This is a genomic window from Veillonella sp. (assembly GCF_041333735.1).
Classification (GTDB): domain Bacteria; phylum Bacillota; class Negativicutes; order Veillonellales; family Veillonellaceae; genus Veillonella.
Map to the genome: position 1 here is coordinate 1,096,377 of NZ_JBGKFB010000001.1, position 14,201 is coordinate 1,110,577.

Here is a 14,201-nt window from a genome sequence, read left to right on the forward strand (position 1 = left end):
ATCGATATATTTGTACAATTTATGAAAATATAGATGAATACTGGATGGGTGTAAAGAAGATGAGATTAGGAAAATATAAATAAATTTAAAGTGCATAGAATATTACATATTGCTTCTAATGATTTGAAGTAGTTTTTTATTATATGTACATATTTCCATAAAATATGATATGCTTTTGGTAATTTAATTGACTTTTAATTATAAAGGAGAGAGTATGTTTAGAAAATTTTTGCTAGCCTGTACGGTATTAGCTACTTTCACTATACAGACACAAGCCATATCGATTAATGAGTTAAATAGTTCACCTCAGTTTAAAAAGGTATATCAAAAAACCGATTCCTATCAAGGTACTTATCCAAAGGATAGGCTAATAAACTATTTAAACACTTACTCTGTAGAATCACTAGAATACGCAGCACCACATTATAAATTAAAAGGTACTTTTTATACAGTTTATACATATACTCGTGGTACATTTATTACTGAATATGAAGTAACGGCCACATATAATACTAATTATTCACTAGGTTCTTTAATACACGCTAGTCAAGTGGTACAGCCATCCCCATCTATGTATGCGGTTATAAAGGCAGCACAAGATGATTCTGGCATACAGATTGATTTACGAGAGGTGAAGCGATTTAATGGGGATGGTACTGAGGTTAGTAGTACAGTTCCTTTAGTGCACCAATTACGACCTTTGGATCGTAGTCGTTCCGATCGAGATCTTTTTGCTATAGCAGATGCCATGTTTGTCGTTGCATATCAGCAGCATTTTGATGATATTGTCGTGAAATGAGGTGCCATATGAAACGTTTCTTATTTTTTATGGCCATCTTATGCGTATGGTGTGTGTTTTTTAATTCTGTGAAAGCCGTTTCTAATGTGGAATTACAAGATACGAGTCGTTTTGAACATATTATATCTAAAGGTGATACTGGTGGTGGAGATGGTAAATACATTGAGTTGAGTACAGTCAAAGATGTGTCCACAAGTACCAGTACCAAAAGTATAGAGACTAAGATTTATGTTGTATTGCCTTCGTCTAATTTGATTCGAGAATACACAATTCATTATGACTATAACTTAAATTATTCTTTTGCGAATTTAGTCGCAAGAATGCCAGAGTTTAAACAACAATTTCCGGATTTCTATTTAGGTGAAATATGGAATATAAAAATGGATGATTCTGGAATTGTTGGTACTGTTAAGGCTCAACAGGATTACACGCTGTACGGTGAAAGTAAACCTACACAACCAGGTTATAAAGGGTATGAGCATGTAACCTTCTTAACACCTACAGACTTTGATTTTGAAAGCTATCACGTTGCAAATCGTGTTTTCAAGAAAGTATTTGGCGTATTTTATGATGATGTAATCCAATAATTTATAGTGCTTAATCTTATAAGTTATAATGATGTAATCCGATAGTGTTACATAAGAAAAGGACTAGAACTCTAGGAGTTCTAGTCCTTTTACTATATGTACTTATTTAGCATATGTACGTTTTTGCTATATGTACTAGCATTATACTAGCTTTCACCATTATTTTTCAAGCTTGGTTTTAATAGTGCCAAGATGATGCAAGCGATAACGGAGCCAATTGCAATGGATGCAAGGTAAAGAAGTGGGTTACCGATTGTTGGAACTACGAAGATACCGCCGTGTGGAGCGCGGAGTGTGCATTCGAAGAACATGGACAACGCACCAGCTGTACCAGCACCGATGATGCAAGCTGGCAATACGCGAACTGGATCGGCAGCTGCAAATGGGATAGCACCTTCTGTGATGAAGGAAAGGCCCATGATGTAGTTTGTGATACCAGATTTACGTTCAGCCTCTGTGAAGCGGCTAGGGAAGAATGTAGTACAAAGAGCGATTGCCAATGGTGGAACCATACCGCCTGCCATTACCGCAGCCATGATACCGTATTCGCCAGTCGCAAGAGCACCTGTACCGATAACGTAAGCAGCCTTGTTTACAGGACCACCCATATCAACGGACATCATAGCACCAAAGATAAGGCCTAACAATACGCGGCTAGTAGTGCCCATGGATTGTAAGGAGTCCATTAACCAGTGGTTAAGTGCAGACACAGGAGGGTTGATTACGAAGGTAATAGCGAGACCAATGAACAATACACCGAGTACAGGATAGAAGAGAACTGGTTTTGTACCTTCTAATGCTTGAGGCAAACCAGATACTAATTTCTTAACTAATAATACTAAATAACCTGCTGCAAAGCCGGCAATCAATGCGCCAAGGAAACCAGAGCCACCTTGGTTAGCTAATAAGCCGCCAACGAAACCAGCTACAAGACCTGGGCGGTCAGCAATACTCATCGCGATGTAACCAGCTAATACTGGCAACATGAATCCAAAGGATGCACCACCAATTTGCATTAAGAAGCCAGATAAAGGTGTACCGGAACCGAAGTTTTTAGGGTTTGCAGGATCAAATGTATCGAATAAGAATGCAAGGGCAATCAAGATACCGCCACCGATAACGAATGGCAACATGTGAGATACGCCGTTCGTCAAGTGTTTGTAGATTTGACGGCCTACGCTGTCAGATGCGCTAGCAGCGATTTCAGCGGATTCGCGGTCAGCAGCAGATGCGTGGTATACAGGTGCTGTACCAGCTGTAGCTTCACGCAATAATTCCTCCGCTTTATTGATGCCGTTAGCTACCTTTGTTTGAATCATAGGCTTGCCATCAAAGCGAGCCATTTCCACTTGGCGGTCGGAAGCAACGATAATGCATTTGGCATGTTCGATTTCTTCTGCTGTAAGCGCATCTTTTACACCTGATGCACCGTTTTTCTCAACCTTTAAGGAAATGCCCATTTCTTTAGCTTTGCGTTCTAAGGACTCCGCAGCCATGTAGGTGTGCGCGATGCCTGTAGGACAACCTGTAACGGCTAATACTTCATAGTGAGGATTATCTACAGAAATTTTAGGAGCTACTTTTTCGATAGCTTCTGTAGCTTTTTCTTCAATAGTATCAGTGAGGCTTGGTGCTTCTTGAGGTTCAGGTTGTTTAATAAAGCCTTCTACAGATGGATCAAAGTTGCCTTGCTCTTTCGCTGTTACGAGCTCCAAGAAACGTTCTACAGTTGGAGCAGCGATGAGGGCTTCTTTGAAATCTGGGTCGATAACCATCATAGCTAATTGGCTCAATACCTCTACATGCGTATCTGCAGCGCCTTCTGGAGCTGCGATCATGAAGAATAAACGAGATGGTTGACCGTCGAGGGCTTCGAAGTCTACGCCGTGAGGCACAACCATAGCTGCTAGGCCTGCTTCTTTTACACCAGCGGATTTAGCATGTGGTGTGGCGATGCCGTCACCAAGGCCTGTAGAGCCAGATTCTTCACGAGCGAAAACTGCTTTTAAGTATTCTGCTTTATCAGATAAGTTGCCGCCTTTTTCCATTAATTCACCTAAGGTGTAAATGGCATCGGCCTTACTTACTGGATCTGCATTCAGCAGAATGGATTGAGGTTTTAATAAATCAGTGATTTTCATATGTGTACTCCTTGATGCACATAAAATAGAAAACTAGTTAACTCGTACTTGTGAAAGTAGTGCTTCTACTTCTGCCAGCGTAGCGAGATTTTCAGAGTAAGCGGAGGCAGAACCACTGGAGATACCCCAGTAGAGCGCCTCTTGTAGGTCGCCTGTCTTTTCAAAGCCTGTAATAAAGCCAGCTACCATGGAATCGCCGGCGCCTACGGAGTTTACGAGTGTACCCTTAGGGGCAGGACTTGTATATACAGTGCCGTCAGCAGCTACTAAGATAGCTCCATCACCAGCCATGGAGATGAGCACATGTTGTGCGCCTTTCTCTTGTAATGCCTTAGCTGCCTCTACTAGGTCATCCTTTGTGGAAAGGGTACGACCAAAGATTTCGCTAAGCTCGTGATTGTTAGGTTTAATTAAGAACGGTTTATAAGGTAAGACCCGTGTAAGCAAATCTTTTGTAGCATCTACTACAATGCGAATATTTTTATGTTGTAAGCGCTCCATAATGAGTTCGTACATATCGCTTGGTAAGCTAGAAGGAATACTGCCTGCAAGGATCAATGTATCCTGCTCAGTTAATGCATCGAGCTGTGTATAGAGGGCTTCTAGTTCGTCGTCTGCGATGATAGGGCCACGGCCGTTAATTTCTGTTTCTTCGTCAGAGGCTTTCACCTTAACATTGATGCGCGTTAAACCTTCGCGGAGACGGATGAAATCCTCTTTCACACCGAATTGGTTCAGTTGTGTTACGATTTCTTCCCCTGTGAAACCGGCGATGAAACCGAGTGCCGTTGTATCCATGCCTAGGTTGTTGAGCACGATGGATACATTGATACCCTTGCCGCCACCGAGAACGTACTCTTGGGTGGTGCGATTAATGGTGCCCGTCTTGAGTTGATCAAGACGAACAATATAATCTAGGGCTGGATTAAAGGTAATGGTGTAAATCATACAAATTCCCCTTTAAGATAAATTTAATTAGCTTATGATTGGTTAATCTTGTAATTAGTGTAAATTTGATTGATTTTGTAATTAGCGTAAATTCGATTGATTTTATAATTAACGTATAATTGGTTGATCTTGATTCCGTAGTCGTAACCAGTATAGGAGTGGTACGAGGTATAGGAAGAAGGCGAATGGTACATAGCCAGCTGTACTAGTACCCATCATAACTATAGGTACATAAGCAGCGATGTTCCATGGTTGTAATGGAGCAATGAGAATGCCGCTGTTTTCAAAGTCGAGCATCACATCTTCGTCCTGAATGCCTCGCTGTGCGTACGTAATACGCATAATAGAATGTGTCATCACAACTGCTATAGCTTGACTACAGCCGACAGCACCTGTTAAAAAGGCGAGACCTACGTTTGCCGCAAATACATCACTTCGTGTTTTCGCTCGTTCTAATAGCTGTCTCACATCGTTCCAGAAGCCAACCCCTTCGAGCATGCCAGAAATGGCAGTTGCCATAAAAATGGAAAGGGTAGGGATGAACATCGTTTGTAAGCCGCCGCCGTGAATGATATCTGCTAGTGGATTATAATGTGGTAGTTCAAAGCCTGTTAAGGTATACCAGCCTAAATCAGAAAGGGTAGCTCCCTGATTGGTATAAGCTAGAATTGCCGCTACTAATGCACTAAGGCCGATAGGCCAACGGATAGATACTTTCAAAGGTAACAGACCAATGATGATGATGACTGGAATCCATAAGGTCCAATCGATGTTGAACACAAAGTGAATCGTATCAGACAGTAAGCTATTTGCATAGTTGAGAGGGAACCACTGCGATAGTATTAGGTAGAGCACCGTGGAAATAACAAGTGCTGGTAGACCGTCCTTAAACATAATAGGGATGTTAGTCGATACCTTTGTATGCGTTAAGGCCGCTACAAGAGAGGCACTAGACGATAAAGGACCGTTCCGATCACCAAAGTACGCGCCGGCAATGATGGCACCTGCTACGATATTTTCAGGAATATTACCGGCTTTTGCCATCGTAATGAGTACAATACCTATGGTACCCACGGTGCCAAGAGCAGTTCCTAATAGCATGCTCACTAGTGCTGTTAATAAAAAAGCACAAGCGATAAAGATAGAAGGATCAATCAAGTCGATGCCTGTGGCGATAATCATAGGTATAATACCCGCTGCTTGCCACATGGCGATGAGCCAACCGATGAGCAGGAATATTTGCATCACCACAATAGATGTTTTAGCACCTGTCCATGATAGGTTTAGTAGTTCCTTTGGTTGGTACCCTTTGCGGTAGAACACATAAGCCATAATGCACCATACCACAATCAAGGCGTAACCGATGGCAATGCTATTGGCTACGGCGATGATGATGACGAGTATGGATAGGAGTAAGCCTATGAGGGGCTCTGTATTTTTCGGCATCAGTGAACGACCTTGTTGATACTTTAGAAACGCATTTAATATGAGTTGTAACCACTTCATCTTAATCGATAGGAAGTTCTGTTTCGAAGACTTCCTCAGCAGGGCCTGTCATGAGCACCGTGCCATCCTCCAAGTATGAAATATGCAATGTTCCTAAGTAAAGTTCTACATCTACTTCGCGACCTGTTAAGCCTTTTTCAAAGGACATAACGGCAGAGGCGCAAGAGCCTGTACCACATGCTAAGGTGGCGCCGGCACCGCGTTCCCATGTGCGAACCTTGATGTGCTTATCATTTACTACCTCGATGTAGTTAACATTCGTATTGGATGGGAATGCATCGTGTTTTTCAATGATAGGACCTTGTGTCGTTACAGGCGCCTTTGTAATGTCATTGATATACACCTCTGTATGAGGAACGCCGAGTAATACGGAGCTTACTGTTACTGTTTCGCCGTTTACATCGAGGTCTACGTCGATAACCTTATCCATATTTACATCCATCGGAATGTCTTGGGCTGCAAAGAATGGCTTGCCCATGTCTACTGTTACTAGTGTAACCACACCATTTTCGATGGTTAAGGTTGGCTTCATAACACCTGCTAATGTTTCGATGGTGAAAGTTTCTTTTGTAATTTCTCCGTGTTCGTAAGCGTATTTGGCAAAGCATCGAATACCATTGCCGCACATTTCAGCTTCACTGCCATCGGAGTTGATGATGCGCATGCGCACATCACATGTGTCAGATGGTACAACAATGACTAAACCATCAGCACCAATGCCTGTACGGCGATCGCAAAGGCGAATGGCTAAATCAGTATAGTCCTTGTTAGCACCTTGAGGGTCGGCAAAGAGGATAAAATCATTGCCAAGACCATGCATTTTTGTTAATTTCATAAAGTCTCCTATCAATAAGTAAGACTTTCACCATGAAGCCCGTGAAAGTCTCATATGTATATTATTATATATTCTATATTATTATATCATAAATGGCTTTCAATTATGGGGTGTAACTTTATAAAATTAAAGTAAAAACAAGCAAAAAATGACCTCCTTTTAAAGTACTTGTTATAGTACGTATTAAGACGGTTGAGAAATATGAACATGAGGTAAAAATTAACCCACGTGGGACAACCTGAAAGGCGGATATATAGGGCTCTATTACTTTATTGTTTACCGTAGAAATGATAAAATAAAGAGTAATGTAGTTTATCGTAATAGAAAGAGGAACACACATGCGAATTCAAGGGATTTCTGGATCTCGTGGCGTTGCAGTAGGCAATGTATATAGATATATTCAAGAGGAAATTGTCATTCCTGATTACACTGTAGCAGAGGATCAGGTAGAAGCGGAAATTGGTAAGTTTGCTGCTGCTATGGCATCTACCTTAAAGCAATTGGATACAATCCGTCAAAAGGCTTTGAAAGAAATGGGCCCTGAAGAGGCGGCTATTTTTGAAGCACATATGCAAATTGCTCAAGACCCATCTTTATCTGATGGTATTAAATCCCTCGTTGAGTCTAGCCATACTAACGTTGTAGCGGCTACAGCTCAAACCATTGAAACCTTTGCCAATATCTTCCTCGGTATGGAAGATCCATACATGCGCGAACGGGGTGCAGATATCAAAGATATCGGTGATCGTTTGATGCGCAATATGTTAGGTATGAACCCTCGTGGCTTATCCCATATTTCTGGGGAGGTTATATTGGTGGCTCATGATTTGGCGCCATCCGATACGGCATCTCTAGATAAAAATGTTGTAAAAGGCATTGTAACAGCTGCTGGTGGCCCTACATCTCATGCGGCTATCATGGCACGTACATTGGAAATTCCTGCCGTTATGGGCGTTGGTGATATTGAAGGCTTTGTTGATGGCGAGAAAGCCGTTGTACTTGGTACAGATGGTATTGTCGAAACAAATCCATCTGATGCGGATTGGGCTGAATATACAAATCAAGCTACTGCTTACCAAGAGGAATTAAAACGCCTACGCGAATCTGCCAATCTTGAAGCTAAGACTACAGATGGTCATCATGTAGAATTATTTGGCAATATCGGTAAGTCTAAAGATGCTAAACATGCTCTTACAATGGGCGCACAAGGTATCGGCTTATACCGTACAGAATTCTTGTACATGGAAAACGATGAATTGCCAGCAGAAGATGTACAGTTCGAAGAATATAAAAAGGTTGCAGAAGATATGCAGGGACAGCCTGTTATCATTCGTACCATGGATATTGGTGGTGACAAGGAGTTGAAGTGCCTTGATTTGCCAACTGAAATGAATCCATTCCTTGGTTACCGTGCAATTCGTATTTCCTTGAACCGCCCAGATATCTTCAAAGTACAATTGCGTGCGTTATTGCGTGCTAGTGCCTTTGGCGATATTCACATCATGTATCCTATGATTGCTTCCGTAGAAGAAGTGAAACAAGCGAATGCTATGCTTGAAGAATGTAAGGCTGAACTTACAGCTGAAGGCAAAGAATTCAACAAGGATATTAAGGTTGGTATTATGATTGAAGTACCAGCAGCTGCTGTTATTTCTCCGATCTTGGCAAAATACATAGACTTCTTCAGTATTGGTACCAACGATTTGTGTCAATATACATTGGCAGTAGACCGTATGAACGAATCTATTGGCGCTCTATATCAACCATTGCATCCAGGCGTATTACGTCTTATCAAACATGTTATCGATGCGAGCCATGAACAAGGTAAATTTACAGGCATGTGTGGTGAACTCGCTAGTGATCCTGTGGCTACCATGATCTTATTAGGCCTTGGCCTTGATGAATTCTCCATGACAGCATCTTCTATACCACTTATTAAGAAAATCTTGCGCTCTGTTTCTAAAGCAGAATGTGAAGATGTGGCTAATAAAGCACTTTCCATGGATACAGCAGAAGAAATTACAGACTATGCTAAATCTGTACTAGCTGAAAAAGGCTTACTATAATTCTGTTGTATAGCAAATAACTTTCAATATACTTGAATTGAAAGGCTTGAAATTGATACAATATATCTATTAGAACGTATGGGATAGGCACAGCCTATCAAGATAGAAAGAGGTTATCATGAAAGAATTAACAGTAGAAATTACTAACGAATCTGGTTTACATGCTCGTCCTGCTACAGCTTTCACACAATTGGCTGCTAAATATGCTTCCAAATTGACAATCGCTGCTAACGGCAAAACAGCTGATGCTAAATCCATTTTGACTGTATTGACTTTGGGCGCTACTAAAGGTACATCCGTTACATTGACAGCTGACGGTGCTGACGAAGACGATGCACTCGCTGCATTGAGCGAATTCTTAACAACTAATCACGACTAATTTGTCAGGGAAATAAAAGGGACTCTACTACGGTAGAGTCCTTTTTTGTTGATATATATTTTATGTATATGTTTTATGTTTTGGTGGTGGATTAAATTTTTACTTTGCTTTAATGTGGCGCATTTGAAAACTATTAGCGTGTAGTTTCAAGAAAAAAAGAAGAGGCGGTTTAGCCTCTTCTTTATTTTCCCATGTTTGCAAAGCGCTCTACAGCCTTTGTAAAGTCGCTAATGGTTTTTTCTACGTCACCGTGTTCGATACCATCTCGTACGCAGTGGTTGATATGCCCTTCAAGGACTACTTGACCTACTTTATGTAGTGCAGACTTAGCTGCATTAATTTGGCTCAACACATCTTCGCATGGAATGTCTTCTTCAATCATTCGATCAATAGCTTGCACTTGACCAAGGATTTTACGCAATCGACGATGTAGATTTTCTGAATCCATACATTGTTTCATAATACTCCTCCAATGGGCATGTTTTTTATCATCCTTATTATTATACTCCATGTAAAGTTTGTAATACAACTTAATAAGTATACCTAATATGCATTAAATCTACATATATAGATTTATATTGTATATGGATGTATGTGAATATCTGTATTCAAAGGTACATTTAAATATATACTTTTAAAATAGCATGGCATGTATTTTATATTATACACATCTATTTAGACCTTGTAATATATATCTTCTTCTTAATTGATGTGATACAATACATTTAATACACAATGTGTTTGTATATGTATATAAGGTACTGTAATGCATATAGAATTTAAATTTGTCTATAGGTATATACTACGGGCCTTTATGAAATAGGTGAAAGCAATGAAAGTGTTTCGCTACCTTCGGAACCTAGTGGTATTTGTGTTAGTTATGATACTGGCCGTGTTTATATATGATGGATACCATAGGGTTCAAGGTACAGATCGTGAAAGTAACGCGCATACAACTGTTGAAAAACGCATAGAACAAGGTGAAGATACCCTTAGTCGCACAGATCGTATTATACGATTATTTACCTTTAAAGAAAAGGTAGAGACGGCACTGAACCAACGTGTTTCTAAAGAACATTGGGTAAAGGGAGATGTCATTCCAGAATATACAAAGAATGCACTCATCGCCATAGAGGATAAGCGATATTATAAGCATGGTGCTATAGATGTACTTGGTATCATTCGCGCCTTTTATACGAATACCATTGCTGGTGAAACTGTAGAGGGCGGCAGCACCATAACACAACAAGTCGTAAAAAATCTGTTCCTTTCATCAAAACGCATCATGAGCCGTAAGGTGGAGGAGGCAATCCTTGCTAGTGAAATGGAACATTACTACTCAAAGGAAGAAATCCTTACCATGTATTTAAATACAGTATATTATGGTCATAATTATTACGGCATTTACGAAGCTGCGCATGGCTACTTTGGAACGAGCCCAAGCCGATTGACACTAGGCCAAAGTGCACTCCTTGCAGCACTACCTAATGCACCATCTTATTTGGATCCCTATACGAACTATAAAGGGGCTAAGGCACGACAAAAATTAGTGCTCGAACAAATGGTAGACCAAGGCATGATTACACAAGCCGAAGCAGATTATGCATACAAACAAGACTTGGGACTTGTGGACGAATAATTAAATAACTATAGTAACATCTCTGTTAGTTGATTGGTGATTGGCTAACAGAGATGTTTTTTGTAATAAATAGTTACGTTCCGAAATATATTATTAAATTGAATAAAAATAATGCTTGCATTTATAATTATACAGGTGTATACTATTTTTTGTCAGAAAGAGGGAATAACCGTTGAGCTAGATGCCACGGTGCTTTCACAATTATCTGATATAATATCGATTATATGAGTTTAAATACATAGTAAGTTTTTTATGAGGTGTTATCATGGGTAAAGCAAATAAAGTAGTACTCGCATATTCTGGTGGTTTAGACACATCCGTTATCATTCCTTGGTTAAAAGAAAATTATGGCGCTGAAGTTATCGCCGTATGCGTAGACTTGGGTCAACCTGAGGATTATGATGCAGTTGAGAAAAAAGCGATCAAATCTGGTGCTTCTAAAGCGTATATTGTTGACGCTAAAGAAGAGTTCGTAAAAGATTATGTGTGGCCAACAGTAAAAGCTGGTGCAGTTTATGAAGGCAAATATTTATTAGGTACATCCTTCGCTAGACCTTTAATCGGTAAAATCCTTGTAGATATTGCTAAAAAAGAAGGCGCTGATGCTATCGCTCACGGTGCGACTGGTAAAGGTAATGACCAAGTTCGTTTTGAACTTGCCATTAAAGCATTGGCTCCTAATATGAAAATCATTGCTCCTTGGAGAGAATGGGATTTGAAATCTAGAACAGACTGCATGGAATACGCTGCTAAACACGACATTCCTGTTGTAGCTACAAAATCCCATCCATATTCCATGGACCAAAACGTATGGCATTTGTCCCATGAAGGTGGCGATCTTGAAAATCCAGCAAATGCTCCTAAAGATGATGTGTACTTGGTAACACATACTCCTGAACAAGCTCCAGACGAAGCTGGTTATGTAACTGTATCCTTCAAAGACGGTGTACCTGTAGCGGTAGACGGTCAAGAAGGTACTCCTTTACAATTGTTAGAAAAACTCAACGAAATTGGTGCACACTATGGTGTAGGTGTTGTAGATATCGTTGAAAATAGATTAGTAGGTATGAAATCCCGTGGCGTTTATGAAAACCCAGGCGGCTCCATTATCATGTATGCTCACAGAGAACTTGAATACCTATGCCTTGACAGAGCTACATACCACTATAAAGAACTCATTGCCAACAAATACGCTGAACTCGTATACGATGGCATGTGGTTCGCACCATTGATGAACGCTTTGCAAGCATTCGTTGATGAAACTCAAAAAACTGTAACTGGTGAAGTAAAACTTAAACTGTACAAAGGCAACATTATTTCTGCTGGTGCAACTTCTCCATACTCCTTGTACAGCGAAGATTTCGTAACATTCGAAGAAGACGATGTATACAACCAAGCTGATGCGGCTGGTTTCATTAACTTGTTCGGTTTACCTCTTAAAATTAATGCATTGATGAAAGAAAAGGCAGGTAAATAATGGCTAAATTGTGGGGCGGGCGTTTCACAAAAGGCACTGATAAAGCGGTAGAGGATTTTACATCCTCTATCGCTTTTGATGCGCGGATGTACGCCGAAGATATTGCAGGTAGTAAAGCACACGCGACTATGCTAGCAAAACAAAATATTATCTCCGACGCAGATCGGGATGCTATTGTTGAGGGCTTAACAAAGATTAAAGGCCAAATCGATAAAGGGGAGTTCCCATTTTCCGTAGCTCTCGAAGACATTCATATGAATATTGAAAAACGCTTAACAGATGATATTGGTGAAGCCGGTGGCCGCTTACATACCGGCCGTAGCCGTAATGACCAATGCGCAGTAGATTTGCACATGTACGTGCGTAAAGCCGTAGTAGAAATGGGCGAGCTTATCGTAGATATGCAAAAAGCTCTCATAGAAACGGCTGAAAAATACAGCGATGTTATCATGCCTGGCTATACGCATTTACAACGGGCTCAACCTGTATTGTTTGGTCATCATATGATGGCATACTTCTCTATGCTAGAGCGCGACTTTGACCGTTTGTTGATGGTCTTCAAACACGCAGACATCATGCCACTTGGTGCAGGGGCCTTAGCTGGTTCTACGTACGGTATTGATCAAACCTATACGCAAAAGCTACTCGGCTTCTCTCGTATTTACGAAAATAGTATGGATGCCGTATCTGACCGTGACTATGTAGTTGAATTCTTGTCCTTTGCATCTCTTGTGATGATGCATTTGAGCCGTCTTAGCGAAGAATTGGTTTTGTGGTCTACCAATGAGTTTAACTTCATTGAACTCGATGATGCTCATTGCACAGGCTCTAGCATTATGCCACAAAAGAAAAATCCTGACGTATGTGAACTTGTTCGTGGTAAAACAGGTCGTACCTATGGTCACTTGTTAGGTTTATTAACTACATTAAAAGGCTTGCCACTTACATATAATAAAGATATGCAAGAGGATAAAGAGGGCATTTTTGATGCTATCGATACAGTACACTTTGCATTGTCCATTAATGCGGCTATGGTCCGTGGTATGAAGGTCAATGGGGCGCATATGAAAGCTGTCCTCGATGATGACTTCTCTAATGCTACAGATATGGCCGATTACCTTGCGAAAAAAGGCGTTCCATTCCGTGAAGCTCATGAAATCGTAGGTAATGCTGTACATCATTGCATTGAAAAAGGTTGTGTATTGCTTGATTTATCCGTTGAGGACTTCAAAGCTATCTCACATCATTTTGATGCAGATATCCTTGATGCCATTTCCATCGAAGCTTGCGTAGCTGGTCGTAATAACTATTCTGGTACTGCTCCAGAATGTGTGGAAAGACAACGTAGCAATGGTAAAGCTGTTATCGCTGGAGAAGAAAAACAAATTGCTCAGTGGAAAGCAATTGTAGAATCTGTGCAAGCATAATTGCTTTAGTAAGCCTAATGTTTTGATTTAGGGCTACATCCTGTACAAGAGTAACATTCAAAGTAATAGTTACTCTTGTGACATTGAAAATTTAAGATCGATATACATATAAGTCTTATGTTAAAGTGCTTTATATTAACCTTTAAGCTTATGTGTATATCGATTTTTTATTTGAATGATAGATAATTTCTTGAAAAGAGTTATTCTAATTGATAAATTACTATTAAAATGGTGTAAATTTATGTACGCATACAGTGGACTGCGCAAAAACAATAGTCTTGTACTAGGACACTATAACCATGATAGATAGTAAAAATCACATATATACACAGAATAAAATGGGATAAAAATATACCCTGTCATTGTTAAAATGAGTTCTGTTCGTTTTAGATGATAA

At 40.2% G+C, this 14,201-nt stretch carries 12 protein-coding genes; 7 read left to right on the plus strand and 5 right to left on the minus strand.

Annotated elements, in window-relative coordinates; genetic code table 11:
* Positions 1–214 precede the first annotated feature (214 nt).
* Together ACDF53_RS04855 and ACDF53_RS04860 are read left to right on the plus strand one after the other, a co-directional pair.
* Positions 215–799 (plus strand): hypothetical protein, encoded by a 585-nt coding sequence (locus ACDF53_RS04855; RefSeq protein ID WP_295793445.1) that lies wholly within the window; start codon positions 215–217, stop codon positions 797–799.
* Positions 800–807: 8 nt separating this feature from the next.
* Positions 808–1,386, plus strand: coding sequence for a hypothetical protein (locus ACDF53_RS04860; protein WP_370815653.1), 579 nt, complete (start codon positions 808–810; stop codon positions 1,384–1,386).
* Positions 1,387–1,532: 146 nt separating this feature from the next.
* On the opposite strand, the gene ACDF53_RS04865 is transcribed toward ACDF53_RS04860, so the two are convergent.
* The 4 genes from ACDF53_RS04865 to dapF all read right to left on the minus strand — a co-directional run bounded on the left by ACDF53_RS04865 (position 1,533) and on the right by dapF (position 6,816).
* Complete coding sequence (locus tag ACDF53_RS04865; RefSeq protein WP_370815654.1) at positions 1,533–3,527, minus strand: fructose-specific PTS transporter subunit EIIC; 1,995 nt, start codon at positions 3,525–3,527, stop codon at positions 1,533–1,535.
* Positions 3,528–3,560: 33 nt separating this feature from the next.
* Positions 3,561–4,475 (minus strand): 1-phosphofructokinase, encoded by a 915-nt coding sequence (pfkB, locus tag ACDF53_RS04870; protein ID WP_316594758.1) that lies wholly within the window; start codon positions 4,473–4,475, stop codon positions 3,561–3,563.
* A gap of 108 nt (positions 4,476–4,583) precedes the next feature.
* Entirely contained in the window at positions 4,584–5,921 is a 1,338-nt protein-coding gene (locus tag ACDF53_RS04875) for a Na+/H+ antiporter NhaC family protein (RefSeq protein ID WP_370815655.1), read from the minus strand.
* A 61-nt stretch (positions 5,922–5,982) separates the two neighbouring features.
* Entirely contained in the window at positions 5,983–6,816 is an 834-nt protein-coding gene (gene dapF, locus ACDF53_RS04880) for a diaminopimelate epimerase (protein WP_370815656.1), read from the minus strand.
* 338 nt (positions 6,817–7,154) lie between these two features.
* On the opposite strand from dapF, the gene ptsP reads away from it, so the two are divergent.
* Entirely contained in the window at positions 7,155–8,882 is a 1,728-nt protein-coding gene (gene ptsP / locus ACDF53_RS04885; protein ID WP_370815657.1) for a phosphoenolpyruvate--protein phosphotransferase, read from the plus strand.
* A 118-nt stretch (positions 8,883–9,000) separates the two neighbouring features.
* Positions 9,001–9,261: an HPr family phosphocarrier protein gene (locus ACDF53_RS04890; RefSeq protein WP_005385362.1), complete on the plus strand. Its 261-nt coding sequence runs from the start codon at positions 9,001–9,003 to the stop codon at positions 9,259–9,261.
* Between the two features lie 181 nt (positions 9,262–9,442).
* On the opposite strand, the gene ACDF53_RS04895 is transcribed toward ACDF53_RS04890, so the two are convergent.
* Positions 9,443–9,721, minus strand: a complete 279-nt coding sequence (locus ACDF53_RS04895) for a metal-sensing transcriptional repressor (RefSeq protein ID WP_004695033.1) — start codon at positions 9,719–9,721, stop codon at positions 9,443–9,445.
* A gap of 372 nt (positions 9,722–10,093) precedes the next feature.
* Between ACDF53_RS04895 and ACDF53_RS04900 the strand changes: the two genes are divergently transcribed.
* From ACDF53_RS04900 to argH, 3 genes are all read left to right on the plus strand, one after another.
* A complete protein-coding gene (locus ACDF53_RS04900) occupies positions 10,094–10,900 on the plus strand; it encodes a transglycosylase domain-containing protein (protein ID WP_370815658.1) in 807 nt (268 codons plus the stop codon).
* Between the two features lie 265 nt (positions 10,901–11,165).
* Positions 11,166–12,377, plus strand: coding sequence for an argininosuccinate synthase (locus tag ACDF53_RS04905; RefSeq protein WP_005381291.1), 1,212 nt, complete (start codon positions 11,166–11,168; stop codon positions 12,375–12,377).
* Complete coding sequence (gene argH / locus ACDF53_RS04910) at positions 12,377–13,804, plus strand: argininosuccinate lyase (protein ID WP_370815659.1); 1,428 nt, start codon at positions 12,377–12,379, stop codon at positions 13,802–13,804. The genes ACDF53_RS04905 and argH overlap by 1 nt, the downstream gene beginning before the upstream one ends.
* Positions 13,805–14,201 lie beyond the last annotated feature (397 nt).